This window comes from Amycolatopsis sp. NBC_00438, assembly GCF_036026695.1.
Lineage (GTDB): Bacteria > Actinomycetota > Actinomycetes > Mycobacteriales > Pseudonocardiaceae > Amycolatopsis.
The window spans coordinates 2,926,492-2,947,906 of sequence record NZ_CP107923.1 but is presented as its reverse complement, the minus strand read 5'-3'; the positions used below and the strand labels follow the sequence as shown (position 1 = coordinate 2,947,906).

Below are 21,415 nucleotides of genomic sequence, written 5' to 3'. Positions count from 1 at the left end.
CGCTGTGGGCGTGGAAGTTTCGCTCCGGGCGATCACCGGGGATGGGGGTGCGCGATGGTGTCGATCGAAGAGTTCGCGGTGCCGGGCAAGGGGCCGTACGGGATCGTGACCGGGTCCGATGGGGCGTTGTGGTTCACGCTGGTCCACAGCGGACAGATCGGCCGGCTGAGCGCTGCCGGTGAGGTGACGACGTTCCAGCTGGCCCCGGCGACGACCGGGCCGACGGTGATCACGCCGGGGCCGGACGGCGCGTTGTGGTTCACGGAGTACCAGGGGAACCGGATCGGGCGGGTCACGACCGAGGGTGCGGTGTCGTCGTTCGCGGTGCCGACGCCGTACGGCATCACGGCGGGGCCGGACGGGGCGTTGTGGTTCACCGAGATCAACGCCGATCGGGTCGGCCGGATCACCGTGGACGGGGTGGTGACGGAGTTTCCGCTGCCGGTTTCGGGTGCGTTCCCCTCCATGATCGTCCCGGGTTCCGACGGGGCGTTGTGGTTCACCTTGAACCAGGCGAACGCCGTCGGCCGGATCACGACGTCCGGTGCGGTTTCGGTGTACCCGTTGCCGACGGAGGCCGCGGCGCCGGTGGGTATCACGGCCGGGCCGGACGGCGCGTTGTGGTTCGTGGAGATCGGGGAGGGTCAGATCGGGCGGATCGACATCGGCGGGACGGTTGCCGAGTTCCCGTTGCCGGACCGCGGGTCGCGGCCGCACGCGATCGTGGCGGGCCCGGACGGGGCCTGCTGGTTCACGGTGTGGGGTGGTAACCGGATCGGGCGGATCACGGTGGACGGTGTGATCACCGAGGTGGAGCTGCCGACGCCGGGGTCGGAGCCGCACGGGATCGCGGTGGGGCCGGACGGTGCACTGTGGACGGCGCTGGAGATCGGGAAGCTGGCGCGGATCTCTTTCTGACGCGGAAGGGGCCGCCGTCCACATCGGACAGCGGCCCCTTCGCTGCGGTGACGCGGCTCAGATGAGGCCGAGCTTCTGCACGGTGTCGCGCTCTTCGACGAGCTCCGCGACGGAGGCGTCGATGCGGGCGCGGGAGAAGTCGTCGATCTCGAGGCCCTGGACGATCTGGTACTGGCCGTTCTCGGCGGTGACCGGGAAGGACGAGATGATGCCCTCGGGGACGCCGTAGGAGCCGTCGGAGACGACGGCGGCGGAGGTCCAGTCGCCGTCGTTGGTGCCGTTGACCCAGGTGTAGACGTGGTCGATGGCGGCGGACGCGGCCGAGGCGGCCGAGGAGAGGCCGCGGGCTTCGATGATCGCCGCGCCGCGCTTGGCGACGGTGGGGATGAAGTCGCTTTCGAGCCAGGCCTGGTCGAGGTCGACGGTCTTGCCGTTGACCTCGGCGTGCTGGACCGAGGGGTACTGGGTGGCGGAGTGGTTGCCCCAGATGGCGAGCTTCTTGATGTCGGTGACGGAGACGCCGAGCTTCTTGGAGAGCTGGGCGAGTGCGCGGTTGTGGTCGAGGCGGGTCATCGCGGTGAAGCGGTCGGCCGGCACGTCGGGGGCGTGCGACTGGGCGATGAGGGCGTTGGTGTTGGCGGGGTTGCCGACGACGAGGACCTTGATGTCGGAGGCGGCGCCGGCGTTGATGGCTTCGCCCTGGGGCTTGAAGATGCCGCCGTTGGCCTCGAGGAGGTCGCCGCGTTCCATGCCCTTGCTGCGGGGGCGGGCGCCGACGAGGAGGGCGATGTTGGTGCCTTCGAAGGCCTGCTTGGGGTCGTCGAAGATGTCGATGCCGGCCAGGAGCGGGAAGGCGCCGTCGTCGAGCTCCATGGCGGTGCCCTCGGCCGCCTTGACCGCCTGCGGGATCTCGAGGAGCCGCAGCTTCACCGGGACGTCCTGGCCGAGGAGCTGACCGGACGCGATGCGGAAGAGCAGCGCGTAGCCGATCTGGCCGGCGGCGCCGGTGACGGTCACGTTGACAGGGGCTTGGGTCATTGCGGTACTCCAGCTTGAGACGACTTTGGCTAGTGGTTGGAGCCTATCCCTCTCCGTGGTCGCCGTCCGGGTGCGTCCAGTCACTCTCGCTGGATCGATTCACTGTGCGGGTTCGTCGGTGACGTTGGCGGCGAGGCGCTGGAGGAGGCTTGCGAGGAGGGTGATTTCGTCGTCGGTGAAGCCGGTGCGGAGTTTTTTGTCGTGGGCGATGGCGGCGGTGGCGAGCTGGTGGAAGAGCTGTTCGCCGTGCTCGGTGAGTTCGACGACGTGGATGCGGCGGTTGTCGGGGTCGCGGCGGCGGGTGACGAGGCCGGTGGTTTCCATGCCGTTGAGGTGGTGGGTGAGGGTGGCGCCTTGGATGCCGACGGCGTCGGCGAGTTCGCGCTGGTTGGCGACGGGCCGGGTTTTGAGGGAGATGAGGATCTGCCAGATGGGCTGGGAGCTGCCGGCGGCGGTGAGGGCGTGGTCGAAGGCGCGGCTGGCGGTTTTGGCGGTGCGGGCGAGGACGACGCCGATGGGGGCGGTGGTGGGTGGTGGCACGGGGTGACCGTATCGCAGAGGGCGAGAAGTCTAAGCGTTTGACATCGAACGGTTAGACTTCTAACGTTTGTCCCGTCCAGTCACTGTCCAGTGGGAGCGGGATCATGAGCAGCGTCGAAGAGCAGGTCAAGGCCGTGGGGCGCCGGTGGGCGGACGCCGAGGTGCGTGGGGACGCCGACGCGCTGGGCGCGTTGGTGACCGAGGGGTTCCGGCTGGTCGGGCCGGTCGGGTTCGTGCTGGAGCGGCCGCAGTGGCTGGCGCGGTACGGCACCGGCGACCTGGTCACGAAGACGCTCGACTGGCGTGAGGTCGAGGTGCGGGAGTTCGGGGACACCGCGATCGCGATCGGCGTCCACGAGCAGACCGCGTCCTTCAAGGGCACCCCCGCGGACGGGACGTTCCGCGCCACGCACGTCCTGGTCCGCGAGGGCGGCGAGTGGCGGCTGGCCGGGATCCACCTCAGCGCGATCGGCGGCCCGTTGCCGTTCACGCCGGGAGCGGCGTGATGAGCGTGGAGCTGAACCACACCATCGTGTGGGCGCGGTTCCCGGCCGGGGCGTCTGCTTCGCCGACCCGGACGGGCGCAACCGACCTGCTCACGCGGGCCTGAGGGGAGAAGTCATGCGGTTCAGCATCGGGATCACGGACTTTTCGTGGCCGGACAAGCTCGCCGGGGAGCTTGCGGAGGTGACCGTGGCCGCGGAGGACGCCGGCCTGGACACGGTGTGGGTGGCGGATCACCTGCTGCAGGCCGATCCGCGCAGCACCGCAGATGCGGCGATGCTCGAGGCGTACACGACCTTGGGGTTCCTGGCCGCGCGGACCAGCCGGGTCGGCCTGGGGACGATGGTGTCGGCGGTGACGTTCCGCCCGCCCGCGCTGCTGATCAAGGCGGTGTCCACGCTGGACGTGCTGTCGGGCGCGGTTCGGGATCGGCGCCGGGCACCACGACGGCGAGGCGCGGGCGATGGGCCTGCCTTTCCCGCCGGCGGGGGAACGGTTCGAGCGGCTGGAGGAGACCCTCCGGCTGGCGTTCCGGATGTGGGACGGGGACGAGTCGCCGTTCGAGGGTGCGCACTACCGGCTGGAGCACCCGATCGGGAACCCGCGGCCGGCGCGGCGTCCGAAGGTGCTGATCGGCGGCGCGGGGGAGCGGAAGACGCTCCGGCTGGTCGCGCGGTACGCCGACGCGTGCAACGTCTTCGACGTCCCGGACGGCGGTCGCACGGTCCGGCACAAGCTGGCCGTCCTGGCGCGCCACTGTGACGACGTCGGGCGGCCGTACGGGGAGATCGAGAAGACCATCAGCACACGGCTCTCGCCCGGCGAGTCCGCGGCGTCGTTCGCGCACCGGTGCACGGAATTCGGTGCGTGGGGCATCGAGCACGCGGTCGTCATCTCGGCCGGCCCGTGGTCGGTGGCGGGGGTCGGGACGCTCGGGCGGGCCGCGGCCTTACTGGACTGACCGGACGTCGTGGGGGTGATCGTTCCGCGGAACGGTGATCCACCGGCGCGAAATCGTTTTCCTGATACGTTTTCGTTCGCCGGGTATTAAATAGGTTCGGTCGGCGGCGGAACGTGCGCCATTCAGGTGTACCCGGGCGACTACGGCGCGTTACTCCGTTCAGCGGGGTTTCGATCCATGATCCTTTCGCTACCATGGTCGACGCCCCCATCCCCAATCGGAATGTATTGGGAAGGAATCTGATGCTTTCTGCGGTCGTTGCTGCCGTGATGGCGTTGTCCTCCGTGGTATCGCCCCATTCCTGGAACAATCCTCCGCCGCCCGACAAAATCGTCATCGACGTCGTGAACGCCAACGGCACGGGCTGCCCGATCGGCACGTCCGCGGTGGCGGTCTCGCAGGACAACACGGCGTTCACCGTGACCTACAGCGCCTACACGGCGTTGGTGGGTGTCGGCGCCGGGCCGCTGGACGCGAGGAAGAACTGTCAGATCGGCCTGCGGGTGCACGTGCCGCAGGGGTTCACCTACGGAATCGCGCAGGCCGACTACCGCGGATTCACGCACCTGGAACGCGGCGCGACCGGCCTGGAACGCGCGAACTACTATTTTCAGGGGAATTCCCCGACGGCTTACATCCAGCATCCGCTGACGGGTCCGTTCGAGGATGATTGGCATTTCACGGATTCGACCGAGGTCGGTGCGATCGTGTTCAAGCCGTGCGGTGAGGAACGTAATTTGAACATCAACACGGAATTGCGTGCGGCGGCCGGGACGTCGGATCCGAAGAAGACGACCAGCTACGTGACGATGGACTCGACCGACGGCAGCATCACCACGACGTACCACTTCGCGTGGCTGGTCTGCCCGTAACGCGGGACGAGCGGGGTGGCGCGGTCGTCGGGGACCGCGCCACCCCGGCCGTCATTTCGCCGGGACGCGGGGATCGGTGGCCTCGACGTGGAAGACGCGGCCGAGGGAGACGAGGCCTTCGTCGAGGTGGCTGAGGCTGGAGAGGACGGCGCGGGTCTCGGCCTGCTCGACACGGTCGGAGACCGGGGTGCCGTCGTCGCGCACGAGCGTGCCGGGGGTGGCGCCACCCGGGGAGTCGAGGGCCTTGCGCAGGACGTCGATGTTGGCCAGCAGCCGGCCGGTGAACAGCCGGAGCCGGTCGACGTCGCCGCCGGCGAGCTGGCCGGGCTGGGCGCGCGCGGCGACGTGGCGGGCGCGGAAGGCGATGGTCTCCAGGGTGGTGAGGACGTGCCAGCCGTAGTCGCGGCGGGCGCTGCGCAGGTTGACCGGGTGGGTGAGGGGTTCGATGGTGGTGCGGACCTGCTCGACGGCGCGGTCGAGGTCGCGGGAGAGCTCGATGATGTTGACGTTCTCCTCGCCGGCGAGCAGGCCCGAGGCGTGTTCGAGGAACTCGGTGAGCTCGTCGAGGACTTCGGTGATGTTGTCGAGCATGACCGAGCGGGTGCGGACCGGGACGATGACGACCGCGGCGAGGATGCCGGCGGTGGCGCCGACGGCGGTCTCGGCGACGCGGATCCAGAGCACCTCGATGCTGAACGTGCCGAGCAGGCTGTAGAGCAGGCCGAGCATGCTGGTGATGAAGAACGCCATCACCACCTGCGACACGCGCGCGGTGTAGACCATCCCGAACACGCAGACGAGGATCAGGGCGAGCGTGGCCGGGGTGCTGCCGGCGACCAGCAGGGCGAGCAGGACGCCGCCGAAGATGCCGATCACGGTGCCGCCGAGGCGGCGCACACCCTTGACGAAGGTCGCGCCGGCGCTGGAGGCGCCGATGAAGACGACGAACACCGTGAGCACGGCCCAGTACCAGCGCTGGTGGGAGACGAGCTCACCGCCGAGCACGGCCAGGCCGCCGCCGACGACGGCCTGGATGGCGCTGCGGGTCTGGTTGTCGTAGGCGAACCTGCGGGTCGGCTCGTCGTCGTCCTCTTCGGCGTCGAGCGGGTCGGTCGAGGTCTCCGGGTCGGCGGCGCGCTGGGCGCGGTCGTCGGCCAGCGCCAGTTCGGCCAGTGCCTTGCGGACGCCGTCGCCGGGGGCGGCGTGCTCGTCGATGCGGCTGCCCTCGACCAGCATCCGGCTGTACTCGCCGGTCTGGCTGATCAGCGGCAGTTCGCGCGGGTCGCGTTCCATCAGGGCGCGGAAGCGGGCGAGCCGGGCGATGAGGTCGTCGCGGGTCCCGGCGGTCAGTTCGTCGGAACAGGTGCGCTGGACGGTGCTGACGAGCCACTGGACGGCCAGCTCGACCTCGATGGCGCGGCGGCGCAGCCGGTCGGCGGCACGGGCGTCGACGACGTCGGGGGCGGCGTCCTCGATGAGCAGGACGCATTCGTGGAGGCGGTTGATCGACCGGCGCAGCTGCTTGCGGGTGCGTTCGCTGCCGCCCACGGCGAGGTGGGCCTCGGCGGCGCGGACGACGGCGGCGAGGCGGGCGCGGAAGGCCCGCCGGACCCGGAGGAACTCGGCTTCGGGGTTGCGTCGCAGCAGGACGAACCGGACGAGCGCGTTGGCCAGGATCCCGACGGTCAAGGCCAGCAGGAGCTGCGGTACCTGCTTGAGGTGGGTCTGCAGGAACATCGGGAAGAAGAACAGGAAGAACCCGATGGAGCCGAGCGCGGTGCCGCGCGGGCCGAAGCGCTGGGCGTAGACCGCGACGAAGATCAGCAGGACGAAGACGACGGTGTCGAGCGGCGGCAGGACCGCGCCGAGGCTGGCGACGGTGATCGACGCGGCGCCGGTGAGGAACGCGAGGGCCAGGGTGCCGGCTTGGCCGCCGGGGGTGGCGTCGTTGACCGTGAACGCCGTCATCATCGCGGCGATCGCGCCCACCAGCATCACCGTGAGCGGCAGGTGGACGGGCAGCAATGCGCCGACGGCCAGGATGATGCCGAGGACCGCGGAGCCGGCCAGGCGCAGCCGGACCAGGCCGGGGTCGGCCGCCGCGAACCGGTCGAGCGCGGCGGTGCGGAGGTGGTTCATCGGGCGAGCAGCTCCCACTGGGCGAGGGTGGCCCGGCGGCCGTGGGCGGCGGTGATCCGCAGCCGGTAGCGCGGGTGCGCGGCCGGGGTGGCGAGGACGAACGGGCGGGTCTGGCGGCGCCAGCGGAACAGCTCGCCGGTGCGTTCGTCCAGGGTGGTCCAGTCGACGCCGTCGTCGGAGCCTTCGAGGGTCCAGGCGCTGGGGTCGCCGCCGCGAGTGCCGGAGGTGAGGGTGTACATCGTGACTTCGCGGGGGTCGCCGGTGACGGTGAACTCGACGGCGGCGGTGGCGCCGCGGAAGGTGACCTGGGTGCCGGTGGTGTCGTCGAACAGCGCGTCGACGCCGGTGCCGTCGGAGGCGGTCGCGGTCCCCGTGAGGTCGGTGCTCGGCTCCGGGTGTCCGGCCTCCGGTGGCGGGGCGCCCCAGGCCGCCGGTTCGGTGGTGAGGTCGAAGACGAGTTCGGCGCCGCCGGCGAGGGTGGCGTGCGAGATCGTGGTGGTGTCGTGCGGTTCGCCGTCGACGGTGAGGCCGCGGACGTAGACCGTCTCGTCGGTGTTGCCGGGCGCGTGGACGACGAGCTTCTTCCCGTCGCCTAGGTGCACGGTCGCCTTTTCGAACAGCGGTGAGCCGATCGCGTAGCGCGGGCTGCCCATCTGCAGCGGGTAGAAGCCCAGCGCGCTGAAGACGTACCAGGCCGACATCTCGCCGTTGTCCTCGTCGCCGGGGTAGCCCTGGCCGAGCTCGCTGCCGAGGTAGAGCCGGCGCAGCACCTCCCGCACGACGCGCTGGGTCTTCGCGGGCGCGCCGGCGTGGTTGTAGATGTAGGGGATGTGGTGCGAGGGCTGGTTGGAGTGGCCGTACTGGCCCATCCGGACGTCGCGGGCCTCGGTCATCTCGTGGATGAGACCGCCGTACGCACCGGGGCGCTGGCCGGTCTCCGGTGTCGCGAAGAAGGTGTCGAGCTTCGCTTCGAGGCCGGCGTTGCCGCCGTGCAGCGCGGCGAGGCCGGGGCCGTCGTGCGGGGCGGTGAAGGCGGTGTTCCAGGCGTTGGTCTCGACGAAGTCGCCGCCCCACGCGGCGGGGTCGTAGCCCTCGGGGGCGAACTTGCGGCTGCCGTCGCGGTTGCGGCCCTGGAAGAAGCCGATCTTCGGGTCGAAGTGGTGGACGTAGTGCTTGGCGCGCTCGCGGAAGTAGGCGGCGTAGTCGGCGTACATCCGGGCGCGCGGCCCGTCGCTTTCCCGGGCGAGTGCGTCGGAGAGGTTGGCGAGGCCGAAGTCGTTGATGCAGCCTTCCAGCGCCCAGGAGAGTCCTTCGTGGACGGACGTCGGGGTGTAGCCGAGGAAGATCGACCGGTCGAGGCCCTTGCGGCCGACCGAGCGGTGTGGCGGGGTGACGGTGGCGTTCTTCAGCGCGGCGTCGTAAGCGGCCTCGACGTCGAAGTTCTTGACGCCCTTGAGGTAGGCGTCGGCGAACGCGACGTCGGAGCTGGTGCCGGTCATCAGGTCGGCGTAGCCGGGGGAGGACCAGCGGGAGATCCAGCCGCCTTCGCGGTACTGCTGGACGAACCCGTCGATCATCCGGCCGCAGTGGGCCGGGGTCAGCAGCGCGTAGGCGGGCCAGGTGGTGCGGTAGGTGTCCCAGAAGCCGTTGTTGACGAACATCTCGCCGTCCACGACCTTCGCGCCGGTGCGCCTGCGGGTGCTCGGCCACCGGCGGCGGATGACCGGGCTCGCGTGCCGGATCCCCTTCGGCGTGTTCTCGTGCGCGCGGTTCGGGTAGAGGAACAGCCGGTAGAGGTTCGAGTAGAGCGTGGTGCGCTGGTCGTCGGTGGCGCCTTCGACCTCGATCCGGCCCAGCTGCTCCTGCCACAGCTCGCGGGCCTGCGCCCGGACCTGCTCGAACGTCGTCCCGGCGGGGATCTCCAGTTCGAGGTTGCGCTTGGCCTGGGCGAGGCTGATCAGGGACGTCGCGATCCGCAGCGTCACCTCGGGCCCGTCGAACTCGAAGTAGCCCGAGACGCGCCGCCAGGGCCGGTGGTACTTGGCGCCGCGGGTGGCCGGGGCGTCGGTCTGCGCGTACACGAACATGCGGCGCGCGCCGGCCGAGAGGCGGCTGCGGACCCAGGTGTGGCCGGTGACGACGCCGGTGTCGGCGTTCAGGCGGAGGCCGCCGCGGTGGCCGACGTTGTCGAACAGCAGCCAGCCGTGCTTGTCGGGGAAGGTGAACTTCAGGATCGCCGCGTGGTCGGCCGGCGCGAGGTCGGCGGTCATGCCGTTGGCGAAGCGGACGCCGTAGTGGTGCGGTGAGTCGGTCTCGTCGTCGTGGGAGAAGGCGAGCGCGCGCTTGCGGCGGTCGGGCTCGACCGGGCCGGTGCCCGCCATGATGTGGAAGGTGTGCCGGTCGCCCATCCACGGGCTCGGCTGGTGGCTCAGGGCCAGCGCCTGCAGCGCCGGGCGGTTCTGCTCGTCGTTGTGGCGGTGGTAGGAGTAGATCCAGTTGGTGACACCGGCGTCGGTCACCGGGGTCCAGAAGTTGAACCCGTGCGGCACGGCCGTGGCGGGGAAGTTGTTGCCGCGGGAGTAGTCGCCGCTGGAGTGGGTGCCGCGGGTGGTGCGGACGAGGTCGGCTGGCTCGCGCGGCGCGTCGGCGCGTTCGGCGACGCGGACGTCGTCGACCCAGCCGGTGATCTCGCCTTCGGGGGACGCGGTCCGCAGCACGATCCGGGCGATCCGGCGCCCGGTGAAGGCGCCCAGCGGGCGGCGGACGGGGTTCCACTGGTCCACCCAGAGCGTCTTGTCGTCCACGGGGGTGAACCCGGCCGTGGTGCCGTCGGCGAACTCGACGTCGAGGCTGACGTGGGTCGCGTGGTAGGCCGGGATCTTCCCGTCCGACCGCGGGAAGACCACATAGGACAGCTCGGTGCGGCCGGTGACGGGCGCGTCGAGTTCGAACAGGACGCTCCGGGGGCGCGCGGTGTAGCGCAGGGCCTGGGCCCCGGTGAAGCCGACGCCGGTCTTGGCCGTGGGGGAGCGGTCCGGCCCGCGGTCGACCGTCAGCGCGGGGTCCGCCGGCTGAGGGTCACCGGTTTCGAACGAAGAGAAGAACACGGCGTCGGACATGTGCCCACCGTATCGGCCGAACGGCGTAGCGTGTGGCCCGGCAGACTCGACGCGGGGGGAGGGGCGAGTGAGCACGCACACCGTCCGGCACGAGGGCGCCGAACTCACCTACGACCTCCGCGGCGCGGGTCCGCTGCTGCTCCTGATCGCCGGGCTCGGCGGTGACGCCGCCCGCTACACCGGCCTCGCGGAGCACCTGTCGGACGACTACACCGTCTTGACCTACGACCGGCGGCGCACCGGGCGCAGCACGGGCCGTGACGCCGACTTCGACATGGCGCAGCAGGCCCGCGACGCGGCCGCGGTCATCCGCTCGGCCCGCCCCGCCACCGCCCGCGCGGCGGTGTTCGGCCAGGGCGGCGGCGGCTCGATCGCGTTCGAACTGGCCGCGCACCTGCCCGACGTCGTCACCGAGCTGGTCGTGCACGAAGCCCCGAGCGTGCCGCTGCTGCCCGACGCCCCGCAGCGGCTGGCGTTCGCCCGGAAGGTCCGGGCCACCTACGACCAGCGGGGCTTGTCCCCGGCCCTGGACCTGTTCGGCGCGTCCCCCGGCACCTTCGCCGAACCGGCGGCCGCCGACTACTTCCTGCGCCGGGAGTTCCTGCCGATCGCGTTGTACGCCCCGGACCTGGACGCGGTCCGCCGCACCGGCATCCCGGTGGTCACCGCCGGGGGCGCCGGCAGCCTCGACACCTGTCACGCGCGGGCCGCGCGGGCGCAGGCCGAGCACCTGGCCTGCCGGTACGTCGAGTTCCCCGGCGACCACCTCGGCTTCGTGGCCGAGCCGGGCCCGTTCGCCGACGCGCTCGCCAAGGAACTCGCCGGCCTGCGCCGGGTCTGACCTGCTCAGGCCGGGCGGCCGCCGGACTGCCAGGTGTGGACTTCGATCGCCGCGTACCGCTCGGCGGTGAGGACGGCGCGCGCGGCGTCCGGGTCCGGGGCCCGCAGCAGGACCGCCGTCCCCAGCCACGCCTCGCCGTCGTCGGACAGCAGCGGCCCGTACGCGATCAGCTCGTCGCGTCCCGGCGGGACGTCGAGGTCGGCCGGCGCCCCGGAGCCGAGGCCCAGGACCAGGTACCGGTGCCCGCCGGCGCGGCCGCCCGGGAAGTCCCCCATCGTGCGGCCCAGCGTGTTGCGCCAGCGGCGCAGCAGGACGTCCCGGTACGCCCCGGCCTGGTACCCCGGCTCGTCGAAGGCGAACGCGCGGGCCGCCGCGGGGTCCGGCAGGTCGAGGACGTGGACGCTGCCGGTGGGCGTGTCGCCGTCGAGTGTCGGGCCGCGGGCGATCATCGGGAACCGGTCCATGTAGGACCAGTGCGCCTCCCGCAGCTCCTGGCGCAGCCCCGCGGACCCGGGCCGGTCCCGGTGGTAGCAGAAGAACTCCATCTCGCCCCCTCCGAAAGCCGTGAAGGCCTCCTCACCGGCGGTAAGAGCCGGTGAGGAGGCCTTCACGGACCTACCTCGAACCTACTGCGGGACTAGATCTTCGCGCACTGCCCGGCGGAGGGACCGCGGACGGTGTTCGGCAGGTCGTAGTCCGTCGGAGCCGGCGAGTTCGCCGCGCAGGCCAGCGGACCGCCGACCGTGCTCGACGTGAGCACCGGCCCGTGGTTGCCGGTCAGCGCGACCGGGCCGCCGACGTTCGTCAGCTCGATCGACACCTGCCCGGTCACCCCGGTGATCGCCACCGGACCGTCCACCTTCGTGCGGTTGAGCACGACCTGACCCGCGCCCGTCGCCGCGAGCGGGCCCTTGATCTCGCCGCCGCGGACGATCAGGTTCGCGCCGCGGCCCACCGTCACCGGACCCGACACCGTCGCGTCCTGCAGGCACACCGTGCCGCTCGAGACCGTCAGCGGGCCCTTGTGGTCACCGGTGATGGTCTGCGTGCAGGAGGCGTCCGGCTTGCCCAGCAGCTCGAACTCGGCCAGCTGCGCCGGGGCGCCGGTGCTGGTCGCGGTGACTTCGAGCTTGTAGTAGGCGTAGTGCGCCGGGTTGGCCACCTTGAACGCGCGGGTCTGCTGCCGCCAGCTGAACGCCTGGTTCGTCTGCTGGTCCGCGACCGCCCACGTCTTCCCGTCGTAGGAGCCCTTCAGCGTCCAGCTCTTCGGGTCGCCCGCACCGGTCTGGGACGTCAGCGTGTAGTGGCTGACGGCCTCGTCGGTCGAGTTGAGCTGGTACTGCAGGGCGCCGGTGACGGCGGCCTGGGTGCGCGAGGTGTTGTCGAGCAGCGCACCCGCGTTCGAGCCGTCCGAAGTGGACAGCGTGCCCTTGCCGTCGCCGGTCTCGTCGTGCAGCGGTGTCGGAACGGCGTTGTCCTTGGTGATGGACGTCGGCGCGTCGTTCGGGCCGGTGCCCCACTTCGACGGGTTCGGGCCCATGTCGAAGTCGATCGTCCCGCCCTTGGCGATGACATCCTGCGGCAGCGACGTCGAGCTGTACGCCTTGCCGTTGACCTTCACGCCCTGGACGTAGACGTTCTTCGCGCTGTTCTTCGGCGCGTTGATCACCAGGTTCTTGCCGCCGGCCAGGTGGATCGTGGCCTTCTTGAACAGCGGCGACCCGATCGCATAGTTCGGGCTGCCCATCTGCAGCGGGTAGAAGCCCAGCGCGCTGAAGATGTACCACGCGGACATCTCGCCGTTGTCCTCGTCGCCGGCGTAGCCCTGGCCGATCTCGGCGCCGTTGTAGAGCCGCGAGAGGGCCTCACGGACCTTCGCCTGCGTCTTCGACGGCTGACCCGCGTAGTCGTACATGTAGAGCAGGTGGTGCGAAGGCTGGTTGGAGTGGCCGTACTGGCCCATCCGCACGTCCCGCGCCTCCCGCATCTCGTGGATCACGCCACCGTAGGACCCCGGGTAGTCGGCGGTCTCCTGGTCGGCGAAGAACTGGTCCAGCTTGGTCGCCAGGCCCGCCTGACCGCCGTAGAGGTTCGCCAGGCCCTTGCCGTCCTGCGGCACGGTGAACGCCATGCCCCAGCCGTCGGTCTCGGTGTAGTCACCACCCCACGAGCGCGGGTCGTACTGGTCCTTCGTCTTGGTGAACTTCCCGCTCGCGTCCTTGCCCTGGAAGAACCCGGTGCTCGGGTCGAACAGGTTCACGTACTGCTGGGCGCGGCTGGTGAAGTACTCGTAGTTCTCCTGGTACTCCGCCTTGCGCGGGTCGCTCGGCGCCGCCTCGTCGGCCAGCTTCTTCGACAGGTTGGCGATGCCGAAGTCGTTGACGTAGCCCTCGATCGCCCACGAGAAGCCCTCGCTGGCGGTGTTGGGTGTGTAGCCGAGGAAGATGCCCTGGTCCAGGCCCTTGCGGCCGACCGCCGAGTTCGGCGGCGTCACCGTGGCGTTCTTCAGCGCCGCGTCGTAGGCCGACTTGACGTCGAAGTTCTTGACGCCCTTGAGGTAGGCGTCGGCGAACGCGACGTCCGAGCTCGTGCCGGTCATCAGGTCCGCGTAGCCGGGGGAGGACCAGCGGGCGATCCAGCCGCCGTCGCGGTACTGCTGCACGAACCCGTCGACCATCTTCCCGGCCATGTCCGGTGTGAGCAGCGAGTACGCCGGCCACGTCGTGCGGTAGGTGTCCCAGAAGCCGTTGTTGACGTACATCTGGCCGTCGACCACCTTCGACCCGGTCTGGGTCACGGTGTCCGCGCCGGTCTTCGGCGACACGGGGCTCGCGTACTTGTAGGCGGGCTTGTCGGCGGTGCCGGTGTTCTCGAACTGGGAGTTCGGGTACAGGAACAGCCGGTACAGGTTCGAGTAGAGCGTCGTGAGCTGGTCCTTCGACGCGCCCTCGACCTCGATCACCTTCAGCTGGTCGTCCCACGCCTTCTGTGCCGCGTCGCGCACGGTGTCGAAGGTCGCGGCCGGGGCGATCTCCTGGGCGAGGTTCTTCTTCGCCTGGTCGACGCTGATCAGCGACGTCGCGATCCGCATGTTCACGGTCTTGTCGGCGCCGGCGTCGAACCGCAGGTAGCCGGTGACGTTGTCGCGGCCCTGCCCGGTGAGCTTGCCGCCCGCGGTGACGGGCTTGTCGAACGTCGCGTAGACGAACATCCGGCCCGCGCCGGCGTACACGTTGGTCTCGGTGTAGCCCGAGAGCGTGCCGGTGGCCGGGTCGAGGGTCAGTCCGGCCGAGTTGTTGACGCTGTCGAAGATCAGGCTCGAGTCCGCACCCGGGAACGAGAACTTCATCATCGCCGCGTGGTCGGTCGGCGTGATCTCGGTCTTGATCCCGTTCTGGAACTGCACACCGTAGTAGTGCGCCCGCGCGACCTCGTCGCTGTGCTTGAAGGGCAGCGCCCGCGCGTCGCGGTTGGCGTCGGGTACCCCGGCGGCCGCCGACGGCATCACCTGGAACGCCTGCCGGTCACCCATCCACGGGCTCGGCTCGTGGCTCACGCTGAACGCCTGCAGCTGCGGGAGGTTCTGCGCGTTGTTCTGGGTGCTGTAGTTGTAGAGCCAGCTGCCCGAGCCGGCGTCGGTGACCGGGGTCCAGAAGTTGAACCCGTGCGGCACGGCCGTGGCCGGGAAGTTGTTGCCCCGGGAGAACGTGCTGTTGGCCATCGTGCCCCGCGTGGTGACCACGTTGTCGCTCGGGCGGGTGCTCGACGGCGGCGTCGGGGTCGCCGACACCTTCACGTCGTCCAGCCAGCCCTGCAGCGAACCCGGGCCGTTCGGGTTGTCGTACCCGACGAGGATCCGGTCGATCGTCTTGCCCTTGGCGACCTGCCCGATCGCCGAACGCACCAGGTTCCACTGGTTGGCGTAAAGCACCTTCGAGGCGCCCTGGCCCTCCGGGGTCAGCGGGAAGCCGTACTGGTCGGTCGCGCCGAGGTTGCGCAGGTACGTGCCGTCGGTGAAAGCGAGGTCGATCGCGACGTTGGTGCTGGGGTACTTCAGGTCGCCGGTGATGAACTGCGGCTGCACCTTGTACGAGAGCTCGGTCGAGGCCACGACCGGGACGTTCACGTCGAAGATCTTGTTGTACGACCAGCCGTGCCCGGCCTCGGTCTGGCTGCCGGAGTAGCGGAACGCCTTCATACCGGTGAAGCCGACGCGGTTCTTGTTCGTGTACCCGCTGGTCGGGCCCGAGTCGGTGAAGCTGCGCATGTTCGGCAGCGGCGGCGGCGTCGGGTCGTCGTTGGCCAGCAGCAGCTCCGAGAGCTGCAGGATCGGCCCGCCGTTGTTGGCCGTGACGTTCAGCCGGAAGTACTTGTACGCCGCGGTCGGCGCGGCCAGCTTGTAGTCCTTCTGCTGGAACCGCGCGGTGAACGCCTGGGCGGCCTGCTTGTCCAGGTCGGTCCAGGCGAGGGCGTCGTTCGAGCCCTGCAGCGTCCAGTCCTTCGGGTCGCGGTTGTCGAAGTCGTTGGCCGAAGAGAGCGCGTAGTGCGTGATCGACGTGGGTTCCGACAGCGAGATCTGCGCCCACGCGGTCGGGTCCCAGGACAGCCACTTGGTGTCGGTGGTGCCGTCGACGAGGTTCGACACCACTTCGCCGCCGTCGGTGTTCTCACTGCTCGCGCTGGTCTCGGTGACCTTGCCGCGGATGTCGCCGGGGATCGCGGTGCCGTTCGCGCCGTTGACGCCGAACGCGCGCGGCTTGCCCGCCGCGTCGGTGTCGACGGTGTCGGTCCACGTCGGCTGGGGGTCACCCGGCTCGAACGACGAGGAGAAGTCGGCGGGGAGGGCGTCCTCGGCGGCGTAGGCGGCCGCGGGGAGGGCGACCAGGCCGGCGGCGACCACGGTGGCGGCCAGCATCATGGCGACCGGTGGTCTGGCGCTTCGGGGCATCATTGCTCCAAGCTCTGGAGGGGATGAACAACGGCACCGCGCGACGGGGAACCGGCGGCGCGCTAGGAAGACAAACGCGCGGGTGACATCGATGTCAAGGCCGGTCGGCAAACCTGGCCAGAACTGGACAACCCAACCACCGGGGGACCTGGTGAGAACCGTCCGGACCCCTCGCCGCTCCTGCTGGCCACCGTGGGATCGACCCCCGCGGCGACCGCCGCCGCGAACTCGGCCGTCCGGCCGATCACCGCCTGCGGCGACCTGGTCCGCGGGTTCACCCTGCCGGGCGCCACCACGGACGTCATCAGGCTATGTCGAACCGGCCGTCCGTTCGAAGCTTCTGCGGCATCGTCGACTGGGCCGGCAGCTCCCTCTACGGCAGGCGCCAAGGCCGGTCGCGCGGGAAAAGCGGTCACGCGGGTCCGGAGCCGTCGCTAAGGTCGTGATCATGTCGACCCCGGACCCCATCGCCGACCGTGCCCTCTCCCGCGCCTCCCTCGCCGACGGCAACCCGACGGGGTGGTTCGACCAGCTCTACACCGCCGCCGAACGCGGCGAAGCCGTCGTCCCGTGGACCCGCGGCAAACCCCAGGCCGACCTGGTGACCTGGGCGGCCGAGCACCCGGGCGAAGGCCGCCGCGCCCTGGTCGTGGGCAGCGCCCTCGGCGACGACCCGGAGCTGCTCTCGGCCGCGGGCTGGGCGGTCACGGGCTTCGACGTCGCCCCGACCGCGGTCAAGGCCGCCCGCGCCCGCTTCCCGGAGTCCACAGTGGACTACGTGGTGGCCGACCTGCTGAAGCCGCCGGGGGAGTGGCACCACGCGTTCGACCTGGTCGTCGAGATCATGAACATCCAGGCCATGCCCCGCGACTTCCGCCCGGCGGCCCTCACGTCGCTGGCCGGGTTCGTCGCCCCGGGCGGCACGCTGGTGGTCAGCGAGGTCGCGGAGGAGAGCACGGACGTCGAGACGTGGGTCAGCCCGCCTTGGCCGTTCAGCCGGGCGGAGATCGAGTCGATCGCCCAGGACGGCTTGCGCCTGGCCGACCTGGGCACGGTCCGCGACGGCGCCCGCCACTGGGCCACCTTCACCCGGTAACGCGTCCGGTCCGCCCGCGACTCACAGGGCATGTGGGCCGTCATCGGAGTCTGGGACATCGCGCCGGAGAAACTCGACGAGCTGCGCGCCCAGGTGCCGCTCATGGCCTCGAGCAAGGTCGGCACGCCGGGGTTCGTCCACGGGACCTGGACCCTCGACGGCCACATGGTGCAGGTCTACGCCGACGAAGCGAACGCGCGCCGCTACTACGACGACATGCTGGCCCAGGGGTTCACCGACCAACCCGGGGTGCGGTGCGTCGTGTGGGCCGTCGCCGAGGTCGGCGCGGAGTCCCAGGTCTAGCAGCTCTCCAGGAACCGGGTGAGCACCCGCGTCCCGAAGTGCAAGCCGGCCACCGGGACCCGCTCGTCGACCCCGTGCGCCATCGCGCGGTACGGGAAGCCCGCCGGCAGCCAGAGCGGCGCGAAGCCGTAGTTCACGATCCCGAGCTGGGCGAACGCCTTCGCGTCGGTGCCGCCGCCCATGCAGTACGGCACCACCACGGCCTCGGGGTCTTCGGCCTGTAAAGCCGTGGCCATCGAGGCGAACCACGGCGAGTCCACCGGGGCCTGCACCGGCGGCTGGTGCGCGACGAACTCCCGCGTGACGCCCTCGCCGAGCAGCTCGTCCAGCTCCGCGAACAACGCGTCCTCGGTGCCCGGCAGCACCCGGACGTCGACCTGGGCGGTCGCCGTCGTCGGGATCACGTTCACCTTGTAGCCCGCGTCCAGCATCGTCGGGGTCGTGCTGTTGCGGACCGTCGGCACCACCAGCCCGCCCGCCGGGCCCAGCGCCGCCACCGAGGCGTCCACCGCGTCCCCATCGGACAGGTCCACCGGGACACCCAAAGCCGCACCGGTGCGCTCCAGGAACGCCTGCACCGTCGGCGTCAGCGACACCGGCCAGCGGTGGGCCGCGATCCGGTGCAACGCATCCACCAACCGGGTGACGGCGTTCTCGTCGTTGGGCCGTGAGCCGTGCCCGGCGCGGCCGCGGGCGGTGAGGCGCAGGTGCGCGGTGCCGCGCTCGGCCGTCCCGACCGGGTACAGGTGCACGATCCGGCCGTCGGCGGCGGGCACGTGGTAGGTGTAGCCGCCCGACTCGCTGATCGCCGCCGCGCAGCCTTCGAACAGCTCGGGGTGCGCGGCGACCAGCCAGTGCGCGCCGTAGTCGCCGCGGTCCTCCTCGTCGGCGACGAACGCCAGCACGACGTCGCGGCGCGGCCGGACACCGCCGGCCAGGGCGGCGAGCACCATCGCCACGAAATCCTTCATGTCGGTCGCGCCGCGGCCCCACAGGTAGCCGTCGCGGACCTCGCCGGAGAACGGCGGCACCGACCAGTCCGCGGCGTCCGCCGGGACGACGTCGAGGTGGCCCTGCACCAGCAGCGCGGGCAGCGCCGGGTCGGTGCCCGCGACCCGCGCGATCACGCTGGCCCGGCCCGGTGCGGCCTCGTAGATCTTCGACGGGATGCCGAGGCCGTCCAGGAACGCGGCCACGTACTCCGCCGCCGGCCGCTCGGGCTCGGCGTCACCCCCGCCGCGGTTGGTGGTGTCGAACCGGATCAGGTCCGCGCAGATCTGTACAGCGTCCGCCACGTCAGCCATAGATGCCCTGCACCGCCCCCGCCGCGATCGCCGTCACGACCTTGAACGCCTTCATCGCCTCGGTCATCGTCACCGCGTCGAACCCGACGCGCCGCACGCCGATCTGCTCCACCGTCGGGATCACCGCGGTGGCCTGGGCCAGGTGGCTCGCGTCGAACTCGACCTCGATCCGGTGCGGCCCGACGCGGCGTTCCAGGCGGCCGGCCTGCGCCATCGCGTCGGCGGCCGCGGTGCTCAGCAGCTCCGCCGTGCGCGCGGGCGGCAGGCAGATCGCGGCGTACCGGCTGACGCACTCCTTCACCTGGACCAGCTCCGCGTCCGGTGCGTAATCACGCGCGTCCTGGCACGTTTCGTCGTCACCCGAAACGAGCAGGACAGGTACGCCGTACTCCGCGGCCATCGCCGCGTTCAACCGGCCCTCGCTCGCCGGGACGTCGTCCAGCCACACCCCGGTGATCTGGTTCTCCAGGTAGGTGTGGGAAAGCACCCCGTCGAACCCGGCACCGGCGTGGTAGCCCAGGAAGACGACACCGTCCACCCCGGAGTCGATCCCCTGCATCATCGACAGCGGCTTGTGCCGCCCGGTCAGCAGCCGCGCCCGCGGGTCCAGGTCCTCCAGCAGCAGGTTCCGCTGCGAGGAATGCGCCTCGTTCACCAGGACATCGCCCGCTCCGGCGTCGAACAGCCCGGCCAGCACCGCGTTGACGTCGCCGGTGAACAGCCGCCGGAAGCGGTCCCACTGCGGCGAACCGGGCACGACGTCGTCGGTCCAGGTGACGCCGGTGGCGCCCTCCATGTCCGCCGAGATCATGATGCGCATGCGGGGCACTCTAACCAGCCCGCGCGACCCGCGAGCACCGAATCCCGCCTTCCCGATGTCACGCTGCGTGAGCAATGTCTCGTCGATAACGATCGGACACCTGCCGAGGCGGCAACATATTGCGCGGTTGTCCGGGTATGTGGTTACTTCTCGTCCTTGGGGAGGCTCACAGCGAGACGATGGGGTGGTTTTTGGTGCATTTCCACGGCAGAGTCGGCCGGTTCGGCCGCTTGGCGGCGGTCCTGGCCGCGGCGACACTGGCGGCGATCCCGCTCGCCGCGCCCGCACAGGCGCAGCAGGGCAAGGTGCTCCGGGTCGCGCTGACCACCGGCATCGACCACCTGAACCCGTTCACCGCGTCGCTGGCCGCGTCCACCCAGGTGGGCCGCTTCGTCTACGAGTTCCTGACCATCCCCTCGGCCGAGACCGCGCAGGCCTCGCCCGCGCTCGCCGAGTCGTGGACGCCCTCGCCGGACAAGCTGACCTGGACGTTCAAGATCCGTTCCGGGGCCAAGTGGAGCGACGGGCAGCCGGTCACGGCCAAGGACGCCGCGTTCACGTTCAACCGGATGCTGACCGACGAGAACGCCCGCACGGCCAACGGCAGCTACGTGACCAACTTCGACACGGTCACCGCCCCCGACGACACCACGCTGGTCATCAAGACCAAGACCGTGCAGTCGGACATGAACCTGCTCGACGTCCCGATCGTCCCCGAGCACGTCTGGGCGCCGATCAAGGACCTCAACGACCCCAAGACCGACGACATCTCGGTCGTCGGCGTCGGTGACGGGCCCTACCAGCTCACCGAGTACAAGCAGAACGAGTACGTGAAGTTCAAGGCCAACAAGAACTACTGGCGCGGCGCGCCCAAGGTCGACGAACTGCAGCTGCTCATCTTCAAGGACGCCGAGGCCGCGGTGAACGCGCTGCGCCAGGGCGAGGTCGACGTCATCAACCGGCTCACCCCGACCCAGTACGACTCGCTCAACGGCCAGCCGAACATCACCACCAACGCCGCCCCGAGCCGCCGCTACGACGAGATCAACCTCAACTTCGGCGTCCAGAACAACCAGAACCAGCCGATCGGCAACGGCAACCCGGTGCTCAAGGACATCCGGCTGCGCAAGGCGATCGTGCAGGCCATCGACAAGCAGACGATCGTCGACCGCGTCACCGGCGGCCACGCCGAGCTCGGCACCGGCATCGTCCCGCCGATCTACCAGGCCTACCACTGGGAACCCCAGGGCGCCGACCAGGTCAAGTTCGACGCGGCCGCCGCCAACACCGCCCTCGACCAGGCCGGCTACGTCAAGGGCGCCGACGGCGTCCGCACCGCCCCCGGCGGCGCGAAGCTGGAGCTGCGCCTGACCGGGCACTCGAACCGGCCCTACGACCAGCGGCTCGCGCAGTACGTCTCCGGCTGGCTCAAGGACATCGGCATCACGGTCAAGCAGGAGCTCGTCTCCGACGACGAGCTCAACGACCGCACCACCGCCGGCAACTACGACCTGGCCATCTCCGGCTACGCGACCAACCCGGACCCGGACTCCGCGCTGCAGCTGCACACCTGCGCGGCCCGGCCGAACGCCCAGGGTAAGGGCGCCACGACCGACACGTTCTTCTGCGACCCCGAGTTCGACGCGCTGCGCGCCAAGCAGCTCACCGAGACCGACGACGCCCAGCGCGCCACCACGGTGAAGCAGGCCCAGGCGCGGCTGGCGAGCCAGGCCGTCAACGTCGTGCTCGACTACCAGAACGCGCTCGAGGCCTACCGCTCCGACAAGTTCTCCGGCTTCACCACCCAGCCGCAGCCCAAGGGCGCGATCCTCGAGCAGTCCGGCTACTGGGGCGTCTACGGCGCCACCCCGGCCGGCACCGAGGCCGCGGCCGACTCCGGCGACAGCGGCACCGTCGTGTGGATCGTCGTCGGCGTCATCGTCGTGGTGATCGTCATCGGCGGGCTCGTCATCATCAGCCGCCGCACCAAGACCTCGGAAGACCGCGAGTAG

General features: G+C 70.6%; 15 protein-coding genes and 1 pseudogene. 8 read left to right on the top strand and 8 right to left on the bottom strand.

All coding sequences use genetic code 11. The features are described 5' to 3' along the window. Window positions 1–54: 54 nt before the first annotated feature. Window positions 55–918, top strand: coding sequence for a Vgb family protein (locus tag OG494_RS13600; RefSeq protein WP_328455538.1), 864 nt, complete (start codon window positions 55–57; stop codon window positions 916–918). A gap of 57 nt (window positions 919–975) precedes the next feature. On the opposite strand, the gene OG494_RS13595 is transcribed toward OG494_RS13600, so the two are convergent. Both OG494_RS13595 and OG494_RS13590 read right to left on the bottom strand, forming a co-directional pair. Next, complete coding sequence (locus OG494_RS13595) at window positions 976–1,956, bottom strand: malate dehydrogenase (RefSeq protein WP_328455536.1); 981 nt, start codon at window positions 1,954–1,956, stop codon at window positions 976–978. A 99-nt stretch (window positions 1,957–2,055) separates the two neighbouring features. Continuing rightward, window positions 2,056–2,496 (bottom strand): MarR family winged helix-turn-helix transcriptional regulator, encoded by a 441-nt coding sequence (locus OG494_RS13590; protein ID WP_328455534.1) that lies wholly within the window; start codon window positions 2,494–2,496, stop codon window positions 2,056–2,058. 104 nt (window positions 2,497–2,600) lie between these two features. Here OG494_RS13590 and OG494_RS13585 point away from each other — a divergent pair, with 104 nt between their 5' ends. The 3 genes and pseudogenes from OG494_RS13585 to OG494_RS13575 all read left to right on the top strand — a co-directional run bounded on the left by OG494_RS13585 (window position 2,601) and on the right by OG494_RS13575 (window position 4,833). After that, window positions 2,601–3,002, top strand: coding sequence for a nuclear transport factor 2 family protein (locus tag OG494_RS13585; protein WP_328455532.1), 402 nt, complete (start codon window positions 2,601–2,603; stop codon window positions 3,000–3,002). Between the two features lie 115 nt (window positions 3,003–3,117). Continuing rightward, window positions 3,118–3,961: pseudogene (locus OG494_RS13580) on the top strand (TIGR03560 family F420-dependent LLM class oxidoreductase). A gap of 242 nt (window positions 3,962–4,203) precedes the next feature. Beyond that, a complete protein-coding gene (locus OG494_RS13575) occupies window positions 4,204–4,833 on the top strand; it encodes a DUF4360 domain-containing protein (protein WP_328455530.1) in 630 nt (209 codons plus the stop codon). 51 nt (window positions 4,834–4,884) lie between these two features. Here the strand turns inward: OG494_RS13575 and OG494_RS13570 are convergent, their stop codons facing one another. Both OG494_RS13570 and OG494_RS13565 read right to left on the bottom strand, forming a co-directional pair. Further along, a complete protein-coding gene (locus tag OG494_RS13570) occupies window positions 4,885–6,972 on the bottom strand; it encodes an FUSC family protein (RefSeq protein WP_328455527.1) in 2,088 nt (695 codons plus the stop codon). Continuing rightward, window positions 6,969–10,091, bottom strand: a complete 3,123-nt coding sequence (locus OG494_RS13565) for a GH92 family glycosyl hydrolase (protein WP_328455525.1) — start codon at window positions 10,089–10,091, stop codon at window positions 6,969–6,971. Before OG494_RS13565 ends, OG494_RS13570 begins: the two co-directional genes overlap by 4 nt. A gap of 67 nt (window positions 10,092–10,158) precedes the next feature. Here OG494_RS13565 and OG494_RS13560 point away from each other — a divergent pair, with 67 nt between their 5' ends. After that, window positions 10,159–10,932, top strand: a complete 774-nt coding sequence (locus tag OG494_RS13560; protein WP_328455523.1) for an alpha/beta fold hydrolase — start codon at window positions 10,159–10,161, stop codon at window positions 10,930–10,932. A gap of 5 nt (window positions 10,933–10,937) precedes the next feature. Here OG494_RS13560 and OG494_RS13555 read toward each other — a convergent pair whose 3' ends face one another. Together OG494_RS13555 and OG494_RS13550 are read right to left on the bottom strand one after the other, a co-directional pair. Beyond that, a complete protein-coding gene (locus tag OG494_RS13555; RefSeq protein WP_328455521.1) occupies window positions 10,938–11,477 on the bottom strand; it encodes a YciI family protein in 540 nt (179 codons plus the stop codon). A gap of 92 nt (window positions 11,478–11,569) precedes the next feature. Continuing rightward, the gene (locus OG494_RS13550) at window positions 11,570–15,880 is read right to left on the bottom strand and encodes a GH92 family glycosyl hydrolase (RefSeq protein WP_328458935.1); all 4,311 of its coding nucleotides are present in this window, start codon (window positions 15,878–15,880) and stop codon (window positions 11,570–11,572) included. 448 nt (window positions 15,881–16,328) lie between these two features. Between OG494_RS13550 and OG494_RS13545 the strand changes: the two genes are divergently transcribed. Together OG494_RS13545 and OG494_RS13540 are read left to right on the top strand one after the other, a co-directional pair. Further along, window positions 16,329–16,976 carry a bifunctional class I SAM-dependent methyltransferase/NUDIX hydrolase gene (locus OG494_RS13545; protein WP_328455519.1) on the top strand — a complete coding sequence of 216 codons (648 nt, stop codon included), beginning with the start codon at window positions 16,329–16,331 and terminating at the stop codon, window positions 16,974–16,976. Window positions 16,977–17,006: 30 nt separating this feature from the next. Further along, window positions 17,007–17,279, top strand: a complete 273-nt coding sequence (locus OG494_RS13540; RefSeq protein ID WP_328455517.1) for a hypothetical protein — start codon at window positions 17,007–17,009, stop codon at window positions 17,277–17,279. Here OG494_RS13540 and OG494_RS13535 read toward each other — a convergent pair. After that, a complete protein-coding gene (locus tag OG494_RS13535) occupies window positions 17,276–18,583 on the bottom strand; it encodes a M20/M25/M40 family metallo-hydrolase (RefSeq protein WP_328455515.1) in 1,308 nt (435 codons plus the stop codon). The two genes, OG494_RS13540 and OG494_RS13535, sit on opposite strands and share 4 nt — an antisense overlap. Continuing rightward, window positions 18,576–19,403, bottom strand: a complete 828-nt coding sequence (locus OG494_RS13530) for a M55 family metallopeptidase (RefSeq protein ID WP_328455513.1) — start codon at window positions 19,401–19,403, stop codon at window positions 18,576–18,578. Before OG494_RS13530 ends, OG494_RS13535 begins: the two co-directional genes overlap by 8 nt. A gap of 179 nt (window positions 19,404–19,582) precedes the next feature. On the opposite strand from OG494_RS13530, the gene OG494_RS13525 reads away from it, so the two are divergent. Then, window positions 19,583–21,415 carry an ABC transporter substrate-binding protein gene (locus OG494_RS13525; RefSeq protein WP_328455511.1) on the top strand — a complete coding sequence of 611 codons (1,833 nt, stop codon included), beginning with the start codon at window positions 19,583–19,585 and terminating at the stop codon, window positions 21,413–21,415.